General features: G+C 65.0%; 20 protein-coding genes. 11 read left to right on the forward strand and 9 right to left on the reverse strand.

Going from position 1 to position 22730, the window contains the following annotated elements; translation table 11 throughout:
- Nucleotides 1-1938, forward strand: coding sequence for a sulfate adenylyltransferase subunit CysN (gene cysN, locus OVA12_RS22775; RefSeq protein ID WP_268141062.1), 1938 nt, complete (start codon nucleotides 1-3; stop codon nucleotides 1936-1938).
- Between the two features lie 362 nt (nucleotides 1939-2300).
- Here the strand turns inward: cysN and znuA are convergent, their stop codons facing one another.
- Nucleotides 2301-3365 (reverse strand): zinc ABC transporter substrate-binding protein ZnuA, encoded by a 1065-nt coding sequence (znuA, locus tag OVA12_RS22780; RefSeq protein WP_268141064.1) that lies wholly within the window; start codon nucleotides 3363-3365, stop codon nucleotides 2301-2303.
- A gap of 106 nt (nucleotides 3366-3471) precedes the next feature.
- On the opposite strand from znuA, the gene OVA12_RS22785 reads away from it, so the two are divergent.
- The 4 genes from OVA12_RS22785 (at nucleotide 3472) to OVA12_RS22800 (ending at nucleotide 7444) form a co-directional block, all read left to right on the forward strand.
- On the forward strand, nucleotides 3472-4377 hold the full coding sequence (locus OVA12_RS22785; RefSeq protein ID WP_268141066.1) for an ATP-binding cassette domain-containing protein: 906 nt from the start codon (nucleotides 3472-3474) through the stop codon (nucleotides 4375-4377).
- The gene (locus OVA12_RS22790) at nucleotides 4367-5191 is read left to right on the forward strand and encodes a metal ABC transporter permease (RefSeq protein WP_268141496.1); all 825 of its coding nucleotides are present in this window, start codon (nucleotides 4367-4369) and stop codon (nucleotides 5189-5191) included. The genes OVA12_RS22785 and OVA12_RS22790 overlap by 11 nt, the downstream gene beginning before the upstream one ends.
- Nucleotides 5192-5207: 16 nt before the next feature.
- Entirely contained in the window at nucleotides 5208-5696 is a 489-nt protein-coding gene (locus tag OVA12_RS22795) for a Fur family transcriptional regulator (protein WP_268141068.1), read from the forward strand.
- 125 nt (nucleotides 5697-5821) lie between these two features.
- The gene (locus OVA12_RS22800) at nucleotides 5822-7444 is read left to right on the forward strand and encodes an MBL fold metallo-hydrolase (RefSeq protein WP_268141069.1); all 1623 of its coding nucleotides are present in this window, start codon (nucleotides 5822-5824) and stop codon (nucleotides 7442-7444) included.
- Here OVA12_RS22800 and OVA12_RS22805 read toward each other — a convergent pair.
- From OVA12_RS22805 to OVA12_RS22825, 5 genes are read right to left on the reverse strand one after another with little or no spacing between them, the layout of a single operon-like run.
- Entirely contained in the window at nucleotides 7441-8214 is a 774-nt protein-coding gene (locus tag OVA12_RS22805) for a polysaccharide deacetylase family protein (protein WP_268141071.1), read from the reverse strand. The two genes, OVA12_RS22800 and OVA12_RS22805, sit on opposite strands and share 4 nt — an antisense overlap.
- A complete protein-coding gene (locus OVA12_RS22810) occupies nucleotides 8211-9365 on the reverse strand; it encodes a glycosyltransferase family protein (protein WP_268141073.1) in 1155 nt (384 codons plus the stop codon). The genes OVA12_RS22805 and OVA12_RS22810 overlap by 4 nt, the downstream gene beginning before the upstream one ends.
- On the reverse strand, nucleotides 9362-10492 hold the full coding sequence (locus tag OVA12_RS22815) for a glycosyltransferase family 4 protein (RefSeq protein ID WP_268141075.1): 1131 nt from the start codon (nucleotides 10490-10492) through the stop codon (nucleotides 9362-9364). Before OVA12_RS22815 ends, OVA12_RS22810 begins: the two co-directional genes overlap by 4 nt.
- The gene (locus OVA12_RS22820; protein WP_268141077.1) at nucleotides 10489-11709 is read right to left on the reverse strand and encodes a glycosyltransferase family 4 protein; all 1221 of its coding nucleotides are present in this window, start codon (nucleotides 11707-11709) and stop codon (nucleotides 10489-10491) included. The genes OVA12_RS22815 and OVA12_RS22820 overlap by 4 nt, the downstream gene beginning before the upstream one ends.
- Before the next feature lie 16 nt (nucleotides 11710-11725).
- Nucleotides 11726-12940 (reverse strand): glycosyltransferase family protein, encoded by a 1215-nt coding sequence (locus OVA12_RS22825; RefSeq protein WP_268141079.1) that lies wholly within the window; start codon nucleotides 12938-12940, stop codon nucleotides 11726-11728.
- Between the two features lie 186 nt (nucleotides 12941-13126).
- On the opposite strand from OVA12_RS22825, the gene OVA12_RS22830 reads away from it, so the two are divergent.
- The 5 genes from OVA12_RS22830 (at nucleotide 13127) to OVA12_RS22850 (ending at nucleotide 19474) form a co-directional block, all read left to right on the forward strand.
- Nucleotides 13127-15730: an ATP-binding cassette domain-containing protein gene (locus tag OVA12_RS22830; RefSeq protein ID WP_268141081.1), complete on the forward strand. Its 2604-nt coding sequence runs from the start codon at nucleotides 13127-13129 to the stop codon at nucleotides 15728-15730.
- Nucleotides 15731-15777: 47 nt separating this feature from the next.
- Nucleotides 15778-16236, forward strand: a complete 459-nt coding sequence (locus tag OVA12_RS22835) for a cyclic nucleotide-binding domain-containing protein (RefSeq protein ID WP_268141083.1) — start codon at nucleotides 15778-15780, stop codon at nucleotides 16234-16236.
- 45 nt (nucleotides 16237-16281) lie between these two features.
- On the forward strand, nucleotides 16282-17073 hold the full coding sequence (locus OVA12_RS22840; protein WP_326493930.1) for an MBL fold metallo-hydrolase: 792 nt from the start codon (nucleotides 16282-16284) through the stop codon (nucleotides 17071-17073).
- Between the two features lie 69 nt (nucleotides 17074-17142).
- The gene (locus tag OVA12_RS22845) at nucleotides 17143-18513 is read left to right on the forward strand and encodes an adenylate/guanylate cyclase domain-containing protein (protein WP_268141087.1); all 1371 of its coding nucleotides are present in this window, start codon (nucleotides 17143-17145) and stop codon (nucleotides 18511-18513) included.
- Between the two features lie 193 nt (nucleotides 18514-18706).
- A complete protein-coding gene (locus tag OVA12_RS22850; protein ID WP_268141089.1) occupies nucleotides 18707-19474 on the forward strand; it encodes an SDR family NAD(P)-dependent oxidoreductase in 768 nt (255 codons plus the stop codon).
- A gap of 205 nt (nucleotides 19475-19679) precedes the next feature.
- On the opposite strand, the gene OVA12_RS22855 is transcribed toward OVA12_RS22850, so the two are convergent.
- Nucleotides 19680-20945, reverse strand: a complete 1266-nt coding sequence (locus OVA12_RS22855) for a lytic murein transglycosylase (RefSeq protein WP_268141091.1) — start codon at nucleotides 20943-20945, stop codon at nucleotides 19680-19682.
- A 98-nt stretch (nucleotides 20946-21043) separates the two neighbouring features.
- On the reverse strand, nucleotides 21044-21469 hold the full coding sequence (locus OVA12_RS22860) for an organic hydroperoxide resistance protein (RefSeq protein ID WP_268141093.1): 426 nt from the start codon (nucleotides 21467-21469) through the stop codon (nucleotides 21044-21046).
- Nucleotides 21470-21615: 146 nt separating this feature from the next.
- Between OVA12_RS22860 and OVA12_RS22865 the strand changes: the two genes are divergently transcribed.
- Nucleotides 21616-22152 (forward strand): MarR family winged helix-turn-helix transcriptional regulator, encoded by a 537-nt coding sequence (locus OVA12_RS22865; protein WP_268141095.1) that lies wholly within the window; start codon nucleotides 21616-21618, stop codon nucleotides 22150-22152.
- A 35-nt stretch (nucleotides 22153-22187) separates the two neighbouring features.
- Here the strand turns inward: OVA12_RS22865 and OVA12_RS22870 are convergent, their stop codons facing one another.
- Nucleotides 22188-22697, reverse strand: coding sequence for a hypothetical protein (locus tag OVA12_RS22870; protein WP_268141097.1), 510 nt, complete (start codon nucleotides 22695-22697; stop codon nucleotides 22188-22190).
- Between the last annotated feature and the right edge of the window lie 33 nt (nucleotides 22698-22730).

Below are 22730 nucleotides of genomic sequence, written 5' to 3' on the forward strand. Positions count from 1 at the left end.
ATGGATTTCACGGATCACCTCGCCTCCGAAGAGGTTGTGCTCGATTACATCCGCGCGCAGCAGAACAAGGACCAGCTCCGCTTTCTGACTTGCGGCAGCGTCGATGACGGCAAGTCGACCCTGATCGGGCGGCTGCTCTATGACACCAAGCTGATCTTCGAGGACCAGCTTGCGGCACTTGAGCGCGACAGCCGCCGGCATGGCACGGTTGGCGAGGACATTGACCTCGCGCTGCTGGTCGATGGCCTTGAGGCCGAGCGCGAGCAGGGCATCACCATCGACGTCGCCTATCGCTTCTTTGCCACGGACAAGCGCAAGTTCATCGTTGCCGACACGCCCGGCCACGAGCAGTACACCCGCAACATGGCGACCGGCGCTTCCACCGCCGATCTCGCCGTTCTGCTGGTCGATGCCCGCCACGGGCTGATGACGCAGACCCGCCGCCATGCCTTCATCGCCTCGCTGCTTGGCATCCGGCACATCGTTCTTGCGGTGAACAAGATCGACCTCGTTGACTTCTCGCAGGAGCGCTTCGACGAGATCGAGCGCGATTTTGCAGCGCTGGGCGGCAACTTCCGCTTCGAGACCGTGGTCTCGATCCCGATCTCGGCCCGCTTTGGCGACAATGTCACCAGCCGCTCGGGCCGCATGCCCTGGTATCAGGGCCCGACGCTGCTTGAGCATCTGGAGACCGTTGACGTCGGCGAGAAGGAAACGGCCGCCGAGTTCCGTTTCCCGGTCCAGTGGGTCAACCGTCCGAACCTCGACTTCCGCGGCTATTCCGGTACGCTCGCCAGCGGTCTCGTCACCGTCGGCAGCAACGTGACGGTTGCCGCCTCGGGCAAGAGCTCGACGGTCACCCGCATCGTAAACGGCTTCTCTGACGTGGACAGCGCCAGGGCAGGGGAGGCGGTCACGCTGGTCCTGCGCGACGAGATCGACATTTCCCGCGGCGACGTGCTGTCGCGCTCCGACGAGCGCCCGGCGGTGGCCGACAGCCTGTCGGCGCATGTGATCTGGATGGCCGATGCAGCCCTGCTGCCGGGCCGTTCCTATCTCCTGAAGATCGGCACAAGGACCGTAACGGCCACGTTGACGGCGCTGGCGCACAAGATCAACGTCAACACCTTCGAGGAAGCCCCGGCCGAAACGCTGGCGCTCAACGAGATCGCGCTGGCCGAGTTCAGCCTGTCCGCGCCGATCGCCATCGACGCCTACGCCGCCAACCGGACCACCGGCTCCTTCATCCTGATCGACCGGATGAGCAACGCCACGGTCGGTGCCGGCATGGTGGTGAAGGCGGAGCGGCGGGCCAGCAACATTCACTGGCAGGCGCTGGACGTTGACAAGGAAGCCCGGGCCGAAAGCCTGCGGCAGAAGCCGGCGGTGCTGTGGTTCACCGGCCTGTCCGGTTCCGGCAAGTCGACCATCGCCTCCATCGTCGAGAAGAAGCTGCATCTGGAAGGCCGCCACACCTATGTGCTCGACGGCGACAACATCCGCCACGGGCTCAACAAGGACCTTGGTTTCTCCGACGCCGACCGGGTGGAGAATATTCGCCGTGTCGCGGAGGTCTCCCGGCTCTTCGTGGATGCTGGCCTGATCGTGCTCGTGTCCTTCATCTCGCCGTTCCGCGCGGAACGGCAGATGGCGCGCGACCTGCTGGGCGAGGGTGAATTTGTCGAGATCTTTGTCGATACGCCCATCGACGAGTGCCGCAAGCGCGACCCGAAGGGCCTCTATGCCAAGGCCGACGCTGGCGAGATTGCCAACTTCACCGGCATCGACAGCCCCTACGAAGCGCCCGAGACGCCGGAACTGCGGGTGGCCACCGTCGGCCGCGATCCGGAAGCTGCGGCCGAGGACGTGCTCAACCATCTGCGCCGCGCCGGCATCATCGCCGCCAACGGCTATGTCTTCGGCGGCGAGGGCATCTGACCGCTTGTGGAACGCGAAGTGCACCGCCCGGCTGTGAGGCCGGGCGGTGCGTTGACGTCGGGAAGTCAGATGGCTTGATGTCTGTTCCGGCGTTGAATGGTCGCACCCCTCTCCCCCCTTGAGGGGGAGATGTCTGCGTCAGCAGACAGAGGGGGGTGCCAACGCTTCAGCGCATGACCACCACCGAATGTCACGAGAGGCTGTATACCCCCCTCTGCCCCCTGCCGGGGGCATCTCCCCCTCAAGGGGGGAGAGGGACGCGGTGCCGCTGGGGCAAACACAAATACAGCTTCACCGCGAAGCGGATTCCGTCACAGCCAACACCGCCCGGCATGATGCCGTGCGGTGTTGTTTCAGGGCACTTACTTCGCCAGGCACCCCTTCAACGACCCGGCCATGTCGCGCAGGAGTTGCTCGTAGAGGCCAGGGCCATTGGGCAGGTCCGTACCGAGGGGGTCCAGGACGCCGGTGCCGACGGACGTGCCTTCGATCAGCATGCCGACCAGCTTCGGTTCGAACTGCGGTTCGGAGAAGACGCAGCCGGCCTTGAGGCCCGTGATCTTGCCGCGCAGTTCGCTGACCCGCTCGGCGCCGGGCATGACTTCCGGGCTGAGGGTGATCGAGCCGGCGGCCTGGATGCCGAAGCGCTTCTCGAAATACTGGTACGCATCGTGGAAGACGATGAAGGGCTTGCCCTTGACCGGCTCCAGCTCCTTTGTCAGCTCTGCCTCGAGCGCGGTCAGCCGTGCGGTGAGCGCTTCGGCATTGGCCTTGTAGGTTGCCGCGTTGGCCGGATCGGCCTCGGTCAGGTGTTCTTCGATCTCGTGCACCATCGCGCGGGCATTGGCCGGATCAAGCCACAGGTGCGCGTCGAACGCGCCGTGCTCGTGCCCGTGGTCGTGCCCATGGTCGTGCCCGTGGTCATGCTCGGCTTTGGCGTCCTTCGTGCCTTGGCCAGCCGTTTTGGCCGCCTCAGCGGCGTGGTCATGACCTTCGTCGCCATGGTCATGTTCGTCAAAGTCGCCGCCTTCGCGCACCGGAAGGAGGGTCAGGTCATGCGCCTGCGAAAGTTCCACCGCCTCGGCTTTCTCGCCCAGGGTCTCGATCGGCTTTTCGAGGAACGCTTCCAGTTCCGGGCCGACCCAGAACACCAGATCCGCGCCAGCCAGCACCCGGGCCGTGGACGGCTTCAGGGCGAAGGTGTGCGGCGAGGCGGCGCCATCGACGATGATGTCCGGCTCGCCAACGCCCTGCATCACGGCGGCAACGAGGGAGTGAACCGGCTTGATCGACGCGACCACCTTTGGGGCCGCTGCGGCCTGCAGACCAGAGAAAGGCAACAGCACGGCAACCGTCGTCAGCAACGCCGCAACGTGACCGAAAGGCCGGCTGCGTCGCACGGTTGAGGGGGAGGGCGCTCGGGTCATCTGACACTCCTTCAAGGTTGTAATGTTATAACAAGAATTGCGTTACCCTATAACGTGTGACATAAGCAAAGGCAATCCGCTGTTTTGCGGGATCAGGAATCAAGCGGTGCTTACATCCCAGAAATCCCTCGTGCGCCTGACCGGCGCAGGCGTCTTCAAGGACGAACGCTGGCTTGTGCGCGGCGTTGATCTCGCGGTCTCTCCGGGCGAAATCGTCACGCTGATCGGCCCCAATGGCTCAGGCAAATCCACCACGGCCAAGATGGCGCTGGGCATCCTGAAGCCGACTGAGGGATCTGCCGATCGCCTGGACGGCCTGCGGGTCGGCTACGTTCCGCAAAAGCTTGCAATCGACTGGACCCTGCCCCTGACCGTCGCTCGTTTCATGCGGCTGACCGGCCCGCTCGTCGAGGCGGACAGCCGGGCGGCGCTGCGCATGACGGGCGTCGAGCACCTGGGCAAGTCAGAGATGCGCAACCTCTCCGGCGGCGAGATGCAGCGTGTGCTGATTGCCCGCGCCATTGCACGCAAACCGGATCTCCTCGTGCTGGACGAACCGGTCCAGGGCGTCGACTTCAACGGCGAGATTGTCCTCTACGACCTGATCAAGGCGGTGCGTGACGAGATCGGCTGCGGCATCCTGATGATCTCGCATGATCTGCATGTGGTGATGGCGGCCACCGACCAGGTGGTCTGCCTCAACGGGCATGTCTGCTGCCGTGGCACGCCGGTGAGCGTCGCGCGGTCAGCGGCCTACCGCGACCTGTTCGGCCCGCGCGCGGCCGGTGCGCTGGCGGTCTATGAGCACAGCCACGACCACGAACATCTGCCCGATGGGCGCGTCCGGCATCAGGATGGCTCGGTGACGGACCATTGCCATCCGGGCGACGGGCACCATCACGATCATGCGCATGATCATGGCCATGCCCATGATCATGATCACGCTCATCATGACCACCACCACGGGCAAGACCACCCGGCGCGGCGCGGGGAGACCACGGATGCTCGATGATTTCTTCCTGCGTGCGATTCTGGCCGGAGTAGGCGTCGCCCTCGTTGCCGGGCCGCTCGGCTGCTTCATTGTCTGGCGTCGCATGGCCTATTTCGGCGATACGCTCTCCCATGCAGCCCTGCTCGGCGTGGCACTGGCGTTCCTGCTGGAAATCAACATCACGCTGGCGGTCTTTGCCGTCTGCACGATCATCTCGCTGCTGCTGCTGGCCTTGCAGAAGCGGGGTGGGCTGTCGTCCGACGCGCTCCTCGGGCTGCTCGCCCATTCCTCGCTGGCGCTTGGCCTCGTCTGCCTCGCCTTCATGACCTGGGTGCGGATGGACCTGATGGGCTTCCTGTTCGGTGACATCCTGTCTGTGTCGCGGCTGGACATTGGTCTCATCTATGGCGGTGGGGCGGCGGTCCTTGGCGTGCTGGCGATGATCTGGCAGCCGTTGTTTGCCGCGACCGTCAGTGCGGATCTGGCCGAAGCCGAGGGCTTGAAACCGGCCCGTGCCAACCTGATCTTCATGGTGCTGATGGCCACCGTCATCGCCATCGCGATGAAGATCGTCGGCGTGCTGCTCATCACCGCGCTGCTGATCATCCCGGCCGCCACCGCCCGGCGATTGGCGACGGGTCCGGAGCAGATGGCCGTGCTGGCGGCCATTGCGGGAGCGGTGGCCGTGCTGGCCGGCCTGTTCGGCTCGCTGGAATTCGATACACCCTCCGGCCCCTCCATCGTGGTGGCGGCGATGCTGCTTTTCGGTGTAAGCCTGACGCCGGTCGCAACAGGCATCGGCAGCCTCATGCGCCGAATGGGCAAGGACGCCTGAACAGAGGAACGAGGACATGGCTGAGCACTCGCATGATCACGCGGCTTCCGGTCATGACCATGCCCATGACCATGGTCACGATCACGACCACACGCATGACCATGGCAGCGCACCGGCCAAGCTGACGCGCAACCAGACGCTGGTTTTCGGCGCCCTGTCGCGGGCCGGTGGGCCGCTCACGGCCTACACGATCCTGGACCAGCTGCGCGACGACGGCTTCCGCGCCCCGCTTCAGGTCTACCGGGCGCTGGAAAAGCTGGTCGAGTTCGGCATGGTGCACCGGCTTGAGAGCCTCAACGCCTTTGTCGCCTGCAGCCATCCGCAATGCGTCGACCACGAGACCATGGCCTTCGCCATCTGCGAGAGCTGCGGTTCTGTCAGCGAATTTGCCGATGCGGCGATCACGCGCCAGCTCAAGGGCTGGGCCGGCGACAATGGCTTTGCCTTGGCCAAGACCACCATCGAGCTGCGCGGCACCTGCCGCACCTGCCAGGCGGCCGTCTGACCCGGCGCGCAGACTGCCGCAACGCGATCCGCATCCTTGCGACTTGACGGGCTTTCTGCGCCTTGGCGCTGGTCACGGGCCGACAAGCGGCTATGCTCGCCTTCCAACGAAGTGAGGAGGGAGCAATGGCGGTTCGACTGACCTTCTGTGGCGCAGCCCGCATGGTGACGGGCTCTTCCTACCTGCTGGACATCGCCGGGCAGCGCCTCCTCATCGACTGCGGGCTGTTCCAGGGCTCCAAGGCCGTGAAGGAGCTGAACTACCGGCCCTTTCCCTTTGCCGCCGACAGCCTCGACGCGGTGATCCTCACCCATGCCCACATCGACCATGCGGGGTTGATCCCGAAGCTCTGGAAGGCCGGCTATCGCGGGCCGGTGCACATGACCGAAGGCACCCGCGATCTCCTCACCTTCATGCTGCCGGACAGCGGCCACATCCAGGAAATGGAGGTCGAGAACCTCAACCGGCGCAACCTCAGGCGCGGCAAGGACACGGTGACCCCGATCTACAGCCAGACCGACGCAATTGCCTGCCAGGCGATGTTTGCCGCCCATGACTATGACATCTGGCTCGATGTGTTGCCCGGTGTGCGGGCGCGGTTCTGGAATGCCGGGCATATCCTCGGCTCGGCCTCCGCCGAGCTGGAGATCGCGGCGGCCCATGTGGACGACAGCCTCGATCCGTCCGCACCACCGATGCGGCTCCTGTTCTCCGGCGACATCGGCCCGGACAACAAGGCCTTCCATCCGGATCCGGATGCGGTGAGCGGGGTGGATCATCTCATCTGCGAATCCACCTATGGCGGGCGCGAGCGGCCGCAGCTTGATGAGGAGCAGCGGCTTGCGGTGCTGGCCGGCGAGGTGCGCCATGCGCTGGACCGGGGCGGCGTGCTGCTGGTGCCCGCCTTTGCCGTGGAACGCACGCAGGAACTGATCGTCGACCTGATGCGCCTGATGGAAAGCGGCAGCATCGGCCATGCGCCGATCTTCCTGGATTCGCCGCTGGCCATTGCCGCAACGGAGGTCTTCAACCGGCATGCGGCGGATCTCGAGCAGCTCAGCACGCATCCGCATCTGCTTGACAACCGCTGGATCAGCCTGTGCGAGAGCGTGGAGGACAGCAAGGCGCTGAACCGCATCTCCGGAGGCGCGATCATCATCGCCGCCAGCGGCATGTGCGATGCCGGCCGCATCCGCCACCACCTCAAGAACCGGCTGTGGAAGCCGGCGACCACCGTGCTGCTCGTCGGCTATCAGGCGCCGGGGACGCTGGGCGCGCAGCTGCTGGGCGGCCAGCGCAACGTGCGCCTGATGGGTGAGGAGATTACCGTGCGCGCCGACATCCGCTCGGTCGACATCTACTCCGGACATGCCGCCCGCAGCGACCTGATCGAATGGATCCTCGAGCGGCGGCCGGTGCACGGGACCCTATTCCTCACCCACGGCGAGGAGGGCCAGGCACTGGCGCTCTGCAAGAGCCTGGTGGCCAAGGGCTTTGCCGATGGCCATGTGGTCGTGCCGGCGCTGGATGCGATCTACGACCTGATGCCGGGCAGGGCGGTGCTTCGGCGCGACGGTCCGCCGCCGCGCGCGGAGGCAGGCATTGCCGAGCGGCGCGACTGGACCGCCGACTATCCGCAGCTTCTCCTCGACATCCAGTCAGCCCTCGAAGGCGCGGCGGACGAGAAGAGCCGCTCTGTCCTCCTGCGCCGCCTCAGGCGGGCGCTGGACGAGGAAAAGCCCGGTTAGGCGGCGGCAGCCACCTCGGCAAAGAGATCGGCGATGCGTGGCCAGGCCGCGCCCGGATGGTGGGCGGCGATGGCGAGGAATTCCTCGACGAAGGCCTCGCAGCCCGCATCGTGGTCGAGGTGATGGGTCAGGATGCCGAGCGGCTCGCCGCCGGTGTTGCGGCGGCGCAGGAACTGCAGCTCCAGCCGCTCGCTTGCCGACGCCCAGCCGATGAAGCGGCGGTCCTTCTTCCACTTGATGATGTCGAGATGCGTCTGCACCTGCGCCGGGATCAGGGTTTCCCAGGTGAAGGTCGACAGGCCCTTCAGCCCTGCGTCCGCCAGCTGGCGGGCGACCGGCGGGGCGATCCGGTTCCAGGGCGGCACGAAGGCGGGCACGAAGGCTGCCGGGAACAGGGCCTCGAGCCTTTCGCGTCCGGCAACCAGCTCGGCAAGGGCGTCGCCCGGCGCACGGCGGTCGCCGAACTCGGCTGCCTTTTCCCCCAGGTCCTTGCGCTGATGGTTGAGATGCTGCCAGCCATGCTGCAGCACGACGGCATGGGGCTCGTCGCGCAGCCGGTCGGCGAGGGCCTCAGTCGTGGTCTTCGGGATAACGGCAAGCCCGACATCGACGTCATGGGCGTTGGCCGCAGCAAGCAGCCGCTCCAGCGCCGGTGTCGGCGCGATGGCGTCATCGTCGCGCCACCAGAAGCGAACCTTGGTGCCGCGCTCGGCGAACCAGTCGAGATGGGCGGTCAGATGCGCACGAAAGGCGGCAAGATCGGACGTCACCGGTGGATCTCCTCAAGATCGGTCAGGAGCTGGTGGGCGCTTTCGGCTGCACCGTTCATGGCGACATCAGCTTGCGCGACGGGCCGCGACAGGGCGGCATCAACGGCGGCGGCAAGGCCCTGTGCGGTCAGTCCGGCTTCCGGCACCATGACCGCCCGGCCATGGCGGGCCAGCGCCTCGGCGCGCTGTGTCTGCTCGGTCTCGTCGCCCTGGGCAAAGGGCACCAGCACAGCCCGAACCCCGGCAGCCAGCACGTCGAGCACGGTGTTGTAGCCGGCCTGGCTCACCGACAGGCGCGCGCGGGGCAAAAGGCCCGGGAAATCGGGCCGCGCCCGCTCCACCAGGACCCCGACAGGCGCGGCAGCAACCAGCGCTGAAAACTCTGAATCCGGTACGTCGTGACCCACCAGCAGCCGCCAGCGGCAATCGCCGGCCTGCTGCGAAAGTTCCCGCGCGCCAAGGGCGGCCTCAAGCAGGGCCCGGGCCACCGCGCCGCCACCGCAGGAGACGATCACCTCGTCCGCGCCGTCACCGGCCGGCGGTTCCGGCCTGGCCCCCCCACCGACATAGCCGGTGTAGCGCACCAGATGCGCGACCCGGTCGGCAAAGGGGAAGCTGTCCTCAAGCCGCGTGAAGGCGGGATCGGAATGCACCAGCACCCGGTCATAGTGGGCGAGCGCCCGCTCTGCCATCCAGGCTTCCTTGGCGGGATCCTTCTTGCGCACGAGGATGTCGCGGATCGAGGCAGCAATTAGCGGCCGCCTTGGCAGCGCGCGCGCCGTCTCCAGCAGCGGCTCCAGCTCATGGGCAAATTGCCGCCGTCCGAAAGGGTAGGTCTCGGTAAGGAGCAGGTCGACGGGCTCGGCCAGGAACGCGGCCAGCGTCGCTTGACGCCGTGTCTCCTCGAAGCCGGAGGGCAGGGGGCTGCCGTCCGGCGACACGAGCGTGCGGAAGCTGGCGTCGAGCGCGCGCACCGGCGGCAGCGCGATCACCTCGAGACCCGAGGTGTCCAGCGTCGGCGGCAGCATGTTGCCGGTCGCTAGCCGTACTGTGACGCCTTCGCGCGCAAGCGCCTTGCCGATGGCCACCGCCCGCACCGCATGGCCGGTGCCCAGCAGATGCTGCACATGGATAAAGGCACGACGGGTCATGAGGAGCGCGCTCCGACCTTGCTGTGGGTGGCGATGGCAGCTTCCAGAAAGGCCGTCACCCTCGTGGCGCCAGCCTCCAGCGTGTGCCGTTCGCGGATGTGGCGGCTGGCGGCGACGCCCATCTGCTGGCGCAGGCCCGCATCCGCCAGAAGGCGCTGCAGGGCCGCTGCGAAGCCTTCGACGTCGCCTTCCGGTGCGAGCAGACCGGTCACCCCGTCCGCAACCACGTCCGGAACGCCGAAGGTTGCTCCGCCGACAACCGGCAGGCCGCTGGCCTGCGCCTCGAGGAACACGAAGCCGAAGGCCTCGCGGATCGCCGGCCAGACGAAGAGGTCATGGTCCGCATAGACTGCCGGCAGATCCTCAGGGGGCAGTGCCCCCAGGAAGCTGCAGCGGTGCGGCGGAAACAGCGCCTCGATCTCCGGCCGAGCGGGGCCGTCGCCGACAATGGTGAGATGCCAGTCAAAAGCCGGCACGAGGCGTAGCGCTTCGGCCAGCACCTGATAGGAGCGCTCCTTGTCGCCATGCCGCATCATGCCGACGGCCAGCAGGCGCACAGCTGCTGTGCTGCTCGCATCCGGTTGAATCCGGTGCTGCGCCTGGAACGGCGCGGCATCCAGGAACGGGGGCAAGAGATAAAGCCGGTCCGACGGCAACGCGGCCGCAAGGCAGCCCATGTCGGCCCGGTGAATGGCCCCAACGGCATCGGCTTGGCCCAGAGCGGCATCGGCAGCGGCAAATCCGAAGGCCCATTCGCCCGTTACCCGCTTGGGCGCGCGGCTTGCTTCCATCACGGCGTAAGGAATGTCGAAGGCGTTCGACAGGGCAGGGCCGATCCAGTCCGGCGCCTTGTGATAGAGGTGATAGGTCAGGAAGACGTCCGGCCGGTAGCCCTCCGCCCGCCAGTCCGCCTCGACCCGTGCCGCCTCGGCAAGCGCTGCCGCCTCGGCCTCGGGAAGCTCGCTCCCCGATTTGCGCCAGGAGGCCAGGCGCGAGGCAATGCGGACAGTGTGGCCGGCGTCTTCCAGCGCCCGCACGATCAGCCGTGCAAATGTGCGATCACCGGACGGACGCGGATCGTCCAGCGGCTTCATCGGGGCAGTGAAGGCGATCTTGAGGCCGCTCACAGCACAGGCCGGAACTTGGCGGCAAGCCGGTCGATGCCGGGCTCGGTCGAGAAGTCGCGGCGCACCTTGGCAGCAGCCGCCAGGCCAAGCGCGATGCGGCGATCCGGATTGCCGATCAGCTCTGCCATGGCATCGGCCAGTGCCTGCGGATTGCCGGGCTCGACGAGGACGCCGGTCTGCTGGTCGTCGATCAGCTCCGGGATGGCCGACACGCGCGTCGACAGGCAGCACAGGCCCATGGACTGGGCCTCCATCAGCACGTTCGGCAGCCCGTCGCGGTCACCGCTTTTCGCCAGTTTCGATGGCAGGATGAAGAGATCGGCGCGGCGGCAGGTCTCGATCACCGCCTCGCGCGGCTGCGCCCCGCGCCAGACGATCCGGTCGCTGATGCCCAGCTTGGCGGCCATGTCCTTCAGACGGTTCGACAGCTCGCCGCCGCCGATGTGGGTGAATTGCCAGTTGAGCCGTGCGGGCAGACGCGCGAGCGCCTTCAGAAGGTCGTCATAGCCCTTCTTCTCGACTGCCCGGCCGACGGACACGAGCCGCACCGGCGCGCCCCCGCCGTCGCGCTTCTCCTCCGGAGCCGCAGGCGCCGGGAACGGGGAGAAGTCGAGGCCATGGTAGACAAGCTCGACCTTGTCCGGCTCGGCGCTGAGGCTGCGCAGATAGTCAACATTGGTCCGCGTGCAGGTGACACCCCAGGCGGCATCATCCAGCTTCGTGCGCAGATCCCACTCAGGGCTGGTCCAGATGTCCTTGGCATGGGCCGAGAAGGACCAGTGGCGGCCCGACAGATGCGCGGCATAGCGGGCGACCGAGCAGGGCGTGTGCAGGTAGTGGGTGTGGATCCAGGTCACATCCTCGGGCAGCTCATGCGCGAAGACACAGGCCTGACCCCAGCGGCGATGCCGGCCGATGTTGTTCTCATGGGCCAGATCGGCCTCGAACAGTGCCCGGGCGGCGGCGTAGGTCGGCTGCTTTTCGGCCCAGCGGCGCGCCCGCGCCACCCGCTTCGGGTCATCCTTCAGGTATTCGGGCAGGTAGAGGACATCGGCCGTGATCTGCCGGTGCAGGTCGTGGATATAGGGGTCGTAGGGCTGGCGCAGGGCAACGATCAGCTGACCGATTCCGCGTGTCTGCAGCCCGAGGATTTCCTGGGCGATGAAGGTTTCCGACAGGCGTGGATAGCCTTTGACCACAACGGCGATGCGGGACATGGCGCGCGCGGTTCCTTCAAAGTCCGGCGCGTCGAAGGACACGCGACCGGTTCGGCGCCGACAGGATCTGCCCGACCCGCTTTTCAATGACATCAAGGCCACCGAGCAGGTTGTCGATACCAGCCGCCGAGGGCGGGGCCGCATGCGGCAGCGCTGACAAGGCATCAAGCATCTGGTCAGGATCCGGATACTGCTCGATCGGCAGCACGGTCAGAAGGCCGGTCTCTGCCGCCCGGTCCGCGCGGATGGCCTGCTCGCGGCGCGGAATGACGCGCGGCACCAGCAGGGTCGGTTTGTCAAAGGACAGGATCTCGCAAAAGGTGTTGTAGCCGCCCATGCCGACAATGGCGGTGGCTGCCTGCAGATAGGGCTCCATCTGCGGCGTGAAGCGCATGATGTGGACATCCCGCAGATGCTCGGCGCGGGCCATGAACTCGCTCACCGATGCGGCCGGCATGAACGGCCCCAAAACGATCAGTGCCGGAAACAGCGGCTTGGCATGGGATTCGTATGCCCGCATGACCCAGTCGACCATTTCCACCCCGTCGCCGCCGCCACCGGGCGTCACCAGAATGAAAGGCTCCTCGCCGAAGGGCAGCGGTTCGCTGAGCCTTGCGCCCTTGGGCATTTCACGGCGCAGGAAACCTGTGTACAGCAGCTTGTCATGCACGCTCTGCGGCAGATCGATGCCTTCCAGCGGATTGCACATGCCTTCCGGCCCATAGACCCAGATCTCGTCGTAGAGTTCCTCAAGCGCCGGGCGGACATTCTTGCGGTCCCACTCCTGCTGCAGCACCTGCGGATCATCAAGAACATCGCGCAGGCCAAGGATGAGACGTGTTCCGGCCTTCTTGAGCTGTTCCAGCGTCGGCAGAACTTCGCCGCGCAATCCAAGCGGCTCCTTGTCGACGATGAAGATGTCCGGCTCGAACACCTGCGCCGTGTGCTCGATGATCGAGGAGCGGATTTCCAGCGTATGGTCGATGTTGAGATGCAGCGACAGCGACGTATATTCTCCGTCGCGCAGCTTGATCACGCCGGGGATGCGCACGAAATCCACGCGGGATCGGAACTCGAAACTGCCGATGATCGGTGAACCTGACAGAATCAGGACCGACAACGTGTCGAACGAACCGACGAGAGCCTGGGCGATCGCGCGGCAACGTCGCAGATGGCCGAGCCCGAAGGAATCGTGGCTGTAAATCAGGATGCGCGGCGATTCGGATCGCATGATGCCCCGTTGGATGCCCCTGGGTCGTGTCTCGAGGAACATGCCTCGGGGCAACCCCCAAACCTCAGTAACAATTGCGGCCTTCTCGACCGTCTATCCCCCTCTATGGCACATCCGGCGTTGCGAGTTAATACGCAACGTCTTACGACTACTGCGATGGCAGAAGGTGCCTGACTGGAACGGGTTATGGAAAAAAGCCTCTTTCGCTTCATCTGGAAGTTCAGTGCCCGTCAGCAGCTCATCATTCTGTTCGTAACGGTCCTGTCCTATCCGATCAGCTATATCCTCCTCGAACTGCCCAAGCTGATCGTCAATGATGCGGTCCAGGGCGATGGCTTTCCCCGGGTCATCCTTGGCTTCGAATTCGACCAGATCTCCTATCTGTTCCTGCTCTGCATTTCTTTCTTGGGCCTCGTGATTGCCAGCAATGGCATCAAGCTCGGCATCAATGTGTACAAGGGCCGGCTTGGCGAGCGCATGCTGCGGCGTTTGCGCTTCGAGCTGTTCCAGCGTGTGCTGCGCTTCCGCCTGCCGCATTTTCGCAAGGTCAGCTCCGGCGAAATCATCCCGATGATCACGGCCGAAGTTGAAGACGTTGGTGGCTTCATCGGTGAAGCGATCGCGCTTCCGGCCTACCAGGGCGGCCTCCTGGCGGTGCAGCTTGGCTTCATCTTCATGCAGGATCCGCTGCTGGGCCTTGCCGCGATCAGCTCCTATCCGATCCAGGGCTACATCATCCCGAAACTGCAGCGCAAAGTGGTGCTTTTGTCGCGCGAGCGGGTGAAGAATGTCCGCGTCATCTCGGACAAGGTCGGCGAAGCCATCGGCGCGGTGCCGGAAATCCACGCCAACGATGCATCGGCCTGGCATTCCGCCGACGTGGCCGAGCGGCTCTACGCGAACTTCAAGATCCGCTACGAGATCTACAATCGGAAGTATTTCATCAAGTTCCTGAATAATTTCATGAACCAGCTGACGCCGTTTTTTTTCTACATGATCGGCGGTTATCTGGTGATTGAAGGAAGTCTCAGCATCGGTGCGCTGCTGGCTGTGATCGCAGCCTACAAGGACCTTGCTGGTCCCTGGAAGGAGCTGCTGGACTACTACCAGCTCGTTGCCGACGTGAATGTGAAATACCAGACCGTGGTCGAGAACTTTGATCCGGCTGACATCTATCCTGTTGAGCGCCTCACGGGTGACGAGCGCGTGTCGCTGGATGGCGATGTGGTTCTGAACGGTGTCAGTTTCTCCGGCGGCGTGGCCGGGCAGGAAGTTTTCGCGGCGAACCTCGTGGTTCGCAAAGCCACGACCGTTGCGGTGGTTGGTGCCGATGGCTCAGGCCGGACGGAGCTGTTGCAGCTTGCAGCCGGCTTGATCAGCCCCAGTTCAGGCCGGGTGGAAATCGCCGGGCATGATCTGGAGCGCCTGACCGAATCCACCCTGGGACGCGAGATTGCCTATGTCGGCGCATCCGTGCACGTGTGGACCGGATCGATCCGGGACAATCTCTATTACGGCCTGCGGCACCGGCCGTTGTCGGAAGTCCAGCGCAGCGGCAAGGACGCCGACGAGCGCAAGCGGGCCCTGCGCGAGGCGAAGGAAACCCGCAATCCGACCTTCGACATCCGGGCCGTTTGGGAAGACCTGGAGGCGGCCGGGGCTGGGTCCAAGGCCGAACTGGATGAACTGGCGCTGCAACTGCTGACCGTTGTGGGTCTTGACGCCGACATCTACCGCCTCGGCCTGCAGTCGCGCTTTGACCCGTCCATGGATGACCGCTTTGCCGAGCGCATTCTGGCGGTGCGTGGCAAGCTGGCGGACCGTATCGCCGCCGACCCGAAACTCGCCGGTCTGGTCGAGATGTGGGACGCGGCCGCTTTCAACCAGAGCGCCACGCTGGCGGAAAACCTGTTCTTCGCCGTGCCGACCGATCCGTCGATCACCATGGACCAGATGCCGGCGCTGCCTGAAGTGCGGGCCTTCCTCAGCCGCACCGGGCTCAACGCCGAACTGCAAGGCATCGGCCTGAAGATCGCCGAGACCATGGTGGAGCTGTTTGCCAACATCTCCGGCGACTCCGGCCTGCTCGGCACCTATTCTTTCATCACCCAGGACGACCTGCCCGAGTTTGACCGGATCATCCGCCAGGCAAGGTCGACCAGTCAGAAGGCTGGCCTGTCGGAGGCTGACCGCGAGCGGCTGATTGCGCTGGCCTTCAAGCTGATCCCGGCCCGCCATCGTCTCGGCGTGCTCGACGATGCCATGCGCGGCCGCCTGATCGAGGCACGACAGGAGTTCCGCAAGCAGGTGGTCGACGGAAATCCGGCGTTCATTGCCGTTGATCCGAAGGCCTATCTGCCGCCGCTGCCCATCGAGGACAACCTGCTGTTCGGCCGTGCGCGTGTTGACCGGCGCGACGCCCGCCAGCGCATCGATGCCGTCATCCGGACCGTGGTGGAGGAGGAGGGGCTGCGTGAACCGATCATCTTCACCGGCTTCGGCTACCACGTCGGTGTCAGCGGTTCGAAGCTGTCGGCGCACCAGCGGCGCAAGCTGGCGCTGGTGCGTGCGCTCCTGAAGAATGCCTCTGTCACAATTCTGGACGATGTTGCTGCGGGCACCGGTGATGACGACGTGGCGCTGCGCCGCCGGCTGATGATCCTGCTGGATGGCCGGACGGTTCTCTTCGGCACGGCGCATTTGAGCGTTGCCCAGGAGTTCCAACATGGTGTTGAAATGGATCAAGGCCGTATCATTCGGGTGGATGGTAGCGATCCGGCAGCCGGATAGGGAAAAACGGAAGCACTTGTCCCGGGCGCCGGGCATAGGAGGGTATCGTGTCTTTGGAAGTTGAAGTCGACGCCTTGCGGAAAGTGCCGCTGTTTCGCGGGATCGACGAAACCAAGCTCCGGTTGCTGGCGTTCATCAGTGACCGGATGCAATATCAGACCGGCGAACACCTGTGCGAACAGGGGGAGGAGGGCGACACGGCCTTCATCATCCTGAAGGGCGAGGCAGATGTGCGCGTGCATACAAGGGATGGCGACCGCACGGTGGCGACGGTGCGCGAGCACTCGATTGTCGGCGAGATCGCAATCCTGTGCGACGTGCCGCGAACCGCAACGCTTGTTGCCAGAACCGACATGGATGTGCTCACTGTCACCAAGGACGACTTCCTGAAACTTTTGAAAGAATTTCCGGATATGTCACTGGAGGTGATGCGCACCCTGGCGCAGCGTCTCGAACGCACCACGCGCGATCTGGCTGCGGCCCGGTCCGGCGGGGCGGCGGCATGAGGGAGAAGCCGTTTGGCGGATGATTTCTGGCTCCGGTGCTGGGGCGTGCGTGGATCGACACCGACACCGGGCGTGGACACCCTGCGCTACGGCGGCGAAACCACATGCTTCGAGATCCGGGCCGGCGATGCGCTGGTGCTCGTTGACTGCGGCTCCGGTGCCCGCAATCTCGGCCTGCAGCTGGTGGCCGAAGGGCCGCGCCATTTCGACCTGCTGTTCACCCACACCCACCTCGATCACATCTGCGGCCTGCCGTTTTTCAAGCCGGCCTATTTCCCGAGCTTTTCGATCGATGCCTGGGCCGGGCATTTCACGGATGAGACCGAGCTGGTCGACATCATCTGCCGCATCATGTCGCCGCCGATCTTTCCTGTTGCGGCGAATACGCTGAAGGGTGTGAATTTCAAGACATTCCGGGCTGGCAGTTCGATCGAGCGGACCGACGGGCTGTCGATCCGTACCATCCGGCTGAACCACCCGGGCGGAGCCTGCGGCTATCGCTTCACATATGGCGGACGCTCGATCTGCATCATCACCGATCACGAGCACGGCGATCCGGACATCGACGCTGCGCTGATCGACTTTGTCGCGGGCGCGGAAGTGATGATCTACGACGCCATGTTCACTGACGCCGAATACGAGACCTATCGCGGCTGGGGCCACTCCACCTGGCAGAAGGCGGTCGAACTGGCCACGCGGGCCGGCGTGCGCACCCCGGTGCTGTTCCATCACGATCCGCGGCGCAGTGACGATGAGCTGGACGAGATTGGCTTGGCCGCAGACGCTGCCCACCCTGGCACGCTGGTGGCCAGCGAAGGCATGATCCTGCGACCGTAAGGCCTTACGTCCGTTAAACGCGAGGTTGCCTGCTGCCAGACAGCGCTTGATCTTCGTTGGAGACAGGAGATGGCGGAACAACCAGATCGGCCTGATCGGGTGGGCAAGCGGCGGTTTGGCTGGATGGCAGGCCCTGCCTTGGCAGACTTGCCTGCCCGTGTGCGCCTTGATGTGCAGCGCCGGGAGCTGGAGGCCGAACGGCTGATTGGTTGGGTTCAGCTGTCCATCGTGTTGCTGTTTTCGCTGCTCTACGCCATCGCCCCGAGAGCCGAAGGCTCCGATGGCACCAATTTCGTCCCCTCGATCCTTGCGGCCTATCTTGCGTTCACGCTGGTGCGCCTGATCCTCTCGTATCGGATCGAGCTGCCGCAATGGTATCTGTTCGTGTCGATCGCGGTGGACGTAGGGCTTTTGGTCGGGCTGATCTTTTCGTTTCACATCCAGTATGCGCAGCCCCCGTCCTTTTACCTCAAGGTTCCGACCTTGATGTATGTCTTCATCTTCATCAGCCTGCGTGCCCTGCGTTTCGATCCCCGTTTTGTCATCGTCTCCGGGCTTGCGGCAGCAGTCGGCTGGATGGGACTGGTCGTCTATGCGGTCACCGGCGACGATGGCCGCATGCGCATCACCCGGAATTACGTCGAGTATCTGACCGGCAATTCGGTGCTGCTTGGGGCGGAGTTCGACAAGATCCTCGTCATCCTGACGGTCACCGGTCTTCTGGCCGCAGCGCTTTACCGCGGGCGGGGGCTTCTGGTGACCGGCATGCGGGAGCAGGGCGCGGCCAATGACCTGCGACGCTTCTTCGCTCCGGAAGTTGCATCATCGATCACATCGGCCGACAGGCGTCTGAACGCCGGGGAAGGCGTTCTGCGCGATGCGGCGATCCTTTATGTCGACGTGCGCGGCTTTACCCGCCAGGCTGCGAACCTGCCGCCTCAGACGGTGATGCAGGTCCTTGCCTGCTATCAGGAGACCGCCATCGACGTGATCGAGGCGCATGGCGGCAGTGTCGACAAGTTCCTTGGCGACGGCATTCTGGCAACATTCGGGGCGCTGTCGCCTTCTGCAACCTACGCCGCCGACGCGATCGGCGCTGCGCAGGCGATAGTTGCGCGGCTCAGTGCTGATGCGGGCCGTCTCGCCAGCCTCGGCTGGCCGGGCTCTTTTCGCGTTGGCACCGCCGTTTGCTGTGGCACCGTGGCCGTCGGTCTGGTCGGTGGGCAAGACCGGCTCGAGTTCACCGTCATCGGCGATGCCGTCAATCGCGCGGCCAAGCTGGAGAATGCCAACAAGACGGAAGGCAGTTCGATCCTGACCGACGTTGCCAGCTTCGAGCTCGCCAGTGCTCAGGGCTATGCGGGTGGATCGGGTGTCGTCAGGCGTTCCGTTCCGGTCGCAGGTCTCGAGGCGCCGGTCGATCTCGTCATTCTGGGCTGAACCGCGCGACTGTCGCGGGCAAAGGTCTCCTCCCTTTGGTGGAAGGCCAAACCGAAGGCGCAAGCCTGTGTGGAGCTTGACCGGGCACGGCTTTGGCATCAAAGTTCGATCCGGATGACGTTTTCGTCAATTTAACTGATGAAAACAAAATAAATCAATGACTTGAATAGATTGCAAGTCTTGGGAGGCAACAATGCAACTGACCGCAGGGATTTCGGCCGTCGTAACGGGTGGAGCCTCGGGCCTTGGGGCGGCGACGGCGCGCCTGCTGGCCTCTGCCGGCGTGAAGGTGGCGCTGTTTGATCGCAACGCCGAGCAGGGCGTCGCTGTTGCGGCGGAGATTGGCGGACTGTTCGTCGATGTGGACGTGACCAGCGAGGACAGTGTCGTCGCGGGCTTTGCCAAGGCCCGCGCCGCGCATGGCGCGGAACGCATCCTGGTCAACTGCGCCGGCATCGCCCCAGCCGCCAAGACCACTTCGCGCGGCGAGCCGCATTCGCTCGCCCTGTTCGAGAAGGTGATCGCGGTCAATCTGGTTGGCTCGTTTCGCTGCATCGCCCATGCGGCAACCTCCATGTCGGCGCTGGACCCGGTGACCGCGGATGGCGAGCGCGGCGTCATCGTCTCGACGGCCTCGGTTGCCGCCTTTGACGGCCAGATCGGCCAGGTCGCCTATGCCGCTTCCAAGGCGGGCATTGCCGGCATGACGCTGCCGATTGCGCGCGACCTGTCGAAGTCCGGCATCCGCGTCATGACCATCGCCCCAGGCATTTTTGAGACACCAATGCTGCTTGGCTTGCCGGAGGACGTGCAGAAGTCGCTTGGCGAGCAGGTGCCGTTCCCCTCGCGTCTCGGCAAGGCAACGGAATACGCCCAGCTGGTCCGCGCCATTGTCGAGAACGGCATGCTCAACGGCGAAACCATCCGCCTCGACGGCGCCATCCGCATGGCCCCGCGGTAAGCTCTTGAGGCCAACCTTTTGGCTGATATCCACACTCCGGCGTCATCCCGGCCAAGCGCAGCGCCGAGCCGGGACCGGAGAGCCGGGGCATCGATGTTTCAATGAGTTAAGACTAGAAGGACCATGGCTCACCGGTCCCGGGTCTCCGCTTCGCTGCGCCCGGGATGACGATGGAGGGGGGCATCCGCAATCTGGTCCTGTTACCTCACAGCCGACCCAGCAGCGCCGCCGTCGGCCAGCCGTCGGCGGGCAGGCCGAGGCGGGACTGTTCGGCTTGTACAGCCTGACGCGTGCCGGAGCCGAGGATCCCGTCGACCTTGCCGACGTCATGGCCAAGCGCGGCGAGCTTCTTCTGCAGCGCCTTCATCTCGTCCACGGAAAGACCCGTCTCCGGTGAGCCAGGCGTGAGCTTGGGGACGCCGGCAAGACGCGTTGCGAAATACGCGGCGCTGGTCGTGTAGACGAAGGACTGGTTCCAGCGCAGATAGATCGAGAAATTCGGGAAGACGAGGAAGGCCGGGCCCTTGCGGCCCTGCGGCAGGATCAGGCTTGCCGGCAGGTTGGCCGCGGGCAGCGCGCCCGAGCGGGCGGCGACACCGAGGCGGGCCCAGTCGGCGACAGTCCGCTCGCGCCCCAGTCCGGTCTCTGCCCAGGGCAGATCGGAGGGCAGCGCCACTTCAGCCAGCCAGGGCTGGCCCTTGCGCCAGCCGAGGGAGGCGATGAATTTTGCAGCTGTCAGGATCGCATCCGGCGATGAGGTCTTGAGGTTGACGTGGCCGTCGCCGTCGCCATCGACGCCGTGGCGGATGATGTCTTCCGGCAGCATCTGCACCTGGCCGATCTCACCGGCCCAGGCCCCGGTCGTCGTGGCCGGATCCAGATCGCCATGAGCGATCATATGCAGCGCGGCGATGAGCTGGGGGCGGAACAGCTGCGGCCTGCGGCAGTCATGCGCCAGCGTTGCCAGGGCGTTGAAGGTGTTGAAGTCACCCTGAACCGCGCCAAAGTCGGTCTCTAGGCCCCAAAAGGCGGTGATGACCGCAGCCGGTACGCCAAACTCCTTTTCCGCCCGCTCGAAGACCTTGGCGAACTTCGCCATGTTGTTGGCCCCGTGTTTCAGCCGGGCCGACGAGACGGAGCGGTCGGAGAATTCGAGAAAGGTCTGGCGGAAGACGCCCTGGCCGCGATCGCGGGAAATGACCTGCTTGTCGAGATGCGCCTGCGCCAGCGCCCGTTCGGCGACCGGCGCCGGAACGCCATCGGCCACGGCCTCGGCCTTCACGCCATCAAGGAACGCCTTGAAGTCACCGCCGCAGGGGGCGTTGGCTTCCACCGAGGCGGCGGACAGAAGCAGGGCCGACAGGCCAGCAACCAGAAGGCCGGGCAGGCTGGTTTTGCGTCCGGAATGGCGCGCGGCAACAGGGGCGAGGGACAAACTGCACTTGGAAACAAGGCGATGTGAAAAAGGCATGGCGGGCACCGTCAATCGCGCGAAAGTCATGCGCAGTTGACGGCACCCGGCCACACCCTGTCAACCGCAGCCAGCGGGGATGGCTGACTGGTCGGGCATCAAGCCACAGTCAACTTGACGTCGATGTTGTTGCGGGTGGCGTTGGAGTAGGGGCAGACCTGATGCGCCTTGGCGACCAGGTCGTTGGCAGCCGCGCTGTCCATGCCCGGCAGGCTGACCTCTAGTGCCACTTCCAGGCCGAAGCCGCCTTCCGAGCGCGGGCCGATGCCGACGGTGGCCTGAACCGACGTGTCAGCAGGGATCTTCACGCCCGACTGACTGGCGACGAACTTCATGGCACCAAGGAAGCAGGCCGAATAGCCGGACGCGAACAGCTGCTCCGGATTGGCGCCTTCGCCACCGGCGCCGCCCAGTTCCTTCGGCGTGGCCAGCTTGACCTTGAAGGTGCCATCCAGCGTTTCGGCTGCGCCGTCGCGGCCACCGGTTGCGCGGGCGGAGGTGGTGTAGAGAACATTCACGGGCATGAGACGCTCCTCTGACGGGACGTGATCTGAAGAAAATTTATCGTGTGCGATTTAATCGCAAGCGATGTATCGCTGATCGGGCGCTTGTTGTCAATCCATTGTCAATGGCTCGCGTGCGATCTATCTCTGGTGCAAAGGAGCAACGCATGAGCGACACAAAGGGTTCCCGCGAGACGTCTGCAGCTACGCCTGCCGCCGAGGCCACGTGCGAGGACCTCTTGAAGCTTGGAAACTTCCTGTGCTTCTCGGTCTATTCGGCCGGGCATGCCTTCACGCGGGCCTACAAGCCCATTCTCGACAAGCTCGGACTGACCTATCCGCAGTACCTCGTCATGGTGGCCCTGTGGGAAGCGGACGGGCAGACCATCGGCGGACTGGGCAGCCGGCTTGGGCTGGAGTCCAACACGCTGACGCCGCTGGTCAAGCGGCTCGAAGCGATGGAACTGGTCAGCCGTCATCGCTGCACCGAAGACGAACGTCAGGTGCGGGTGCGTCTCAGCGACAAGGGAAGCGGGCTGAAGGCGATGGCGGCAGGCATTCCGCTCTGCCTCGGTGCGGCGACCGGCATGACCCACGAGGACGCCCGCAGGATGCAGGCGGATCTCGATCGCCTGCGCGAAGCGCTGGAAACCGCCGCGCCGCGCCTCTCTGAGGTTTTCGAGGCAACCCGCGCCAAGGGGTGAGCGACTTCCTGCCCCAATACGACGTCACTGTGCAATCAGCGGCAGCCCGTCGCCCCTGACCCTGCGGAAAGGGTGCCGCCACCGGATGATCCGACAACACCCGCGCGCGACCGGCAGCCTTGCGAGGTCGCCCCGGTTCCGACCTGGGATCCATTGGTGGTGACGGACGAGCCGGCACCGGAAGCCGACTTGCCTGCAGTACAGGTCTGGTAGGCCGTGTCATAGAGCCCCTGCCAAACGCGCGGATCCTGCGCCATGGTGCCGGCATAAGCCTTTGCCGCGCCGGCTCGCGCGCCTCGGTCGGCACCGTTTTCCGAGCCGAGCCAGGCGCCACCGGAAACCGCACCTGTAATGCCGCCTTCGACAAGCTTGGTCATTGCGTCCTTGTCGCCAACAAAGCGGTCAGCGAAAGCCTTTGCCTCTGCGGCGCAGTCCTTAGGGCCGGAAGCCGAGCCAGCCTTGGCGCTGGACAGGCCAGTCTCACAAACCAGAAGTCCGGTTCCGGCGGCAAGCAGCAGGGTGAGGGCGGCAACGGTCATGCGCATGCGGGATCTCCTGACAAGGTCCGGATGCACTCT

Source organism: Pannonibacter sp. SL95 (assembly GCF_026672425.1).
Taxonomy (GTDB): domain Bacteria; phylum Pseudomonadota; class Alphaproteobacteria; order Rhizobiales; family Stappiaceae; genus Pannonibacter.

Excerpts from the sequence above, each read along its gene's own strand:
- OVA12_RS22800 (WP_268141069.1), top strand. The coding sequence starts at position 5,822 with ATGGCGGTTCGACTGACCTTCTGTGGCGCAGCCCGCATGGTGACGGGC.
- OVA12_RS22790 (WP_268141496.1), top strand. The coding sequence starts at position 4,367 with ATGCTCGATGATTTCTTCCTGCGTGCGATTCTGGCCGGAGTAGGCGTC.
- OVA12_RS22810 (WP_268141073.1), bottom strand. The coding sequence starts at position 9,365 with ATGACCCGTCGTGCCTTTATCCATGTGCAGCATCTGCTGGGCACCGGC.
- OVA12_RS22845 (WP_268141087.1), top strand. The coding sequence starts at position 17,143 with ATGGCGGAACAACCAGATCGGCCTGATCGGGTGGGCAAGCGGCGGTTT.
- OVA12_RS22860 (WP_268141093.1), bottom strand. The coding sequence starts at position 21,469 with ATGCCCGTGAATGTTCTCTACACCACCTCCGCCCGCGCAACCGGTGGC.
- cysN (WP_268141062.1), top strand. The coding sequence starts at position 1 with ATGGATTTCACGGATCACCTCGCCTCCGAAGAGGTTGTGCTCGATTAC.
- OVA12_RS22795 (WP_268141068.1), top strand. The coding sequence starts at position 5,208 with ATGGCTGAGCACTCGCATGATCACGCGGCTTCCGGTCATGACCATGCC.
- OVA12_RS22830 (WP_268141081.1), top strand. The coding sequence starts at position 13,127 with ATGGAAAAAAGCCTCTTTCGCTTCATCTGGAAGTTCAGTGCCCGTCAG.
- OVA12_RS22870 (WP_268141097.1), bottom strand. The coding sequence starts at position 22,697 with ATGCGCATGACCGTTGCCGCCCTCACCCTGCTGCTTGCCGCCGGAACC.
- OVA12_RS22865 (WP_268141095.1), top strand. The coding sequence starts at position 21,616 with ATGAGCGACACAAAGGGTTCCCGCGAGACGTCTGCAGCTACGCCTGCC.
- OVA12_RS22855 (WP_268141091.1), bottom strand. The coding sequence starts at position 20,945 with ATGCCTTTTTCACATCGCCTTGTTTCCAAGTGCAGTTTGTCCCTCGCC.
- OVA12_RS22850 (WP_268141089.1), top strand. The coding sequence starts at position 18,707 with ATGCAACTGACCGCAGGGATTTCGGCCGTCGTAACGGGTGGAGCCTCG.
- OVA12_RS22825 (WP_268141079.1), bottom strand. The coding sequence starts at position 12,940 with ATGCGATCCGAATCGCCGCGCATCCTGATTTACAGCCACGATTCCTTC.
- OVA12_RS22820 (WP_268141077.1), bottom strand. The coding sequence starts at position 11,709 with ATGTCCCGCATCGCCGTTGTGGTCAAAGGCTATCCACGCCTGTCGGAA.
- znuA (WP_268141064.1), bottom strand. The coding sequence starts at position 3,365 with ATGACCCGAGCGCCCTCCCCCTCAACCGTGCGACGCAGCCGGCCTTTC.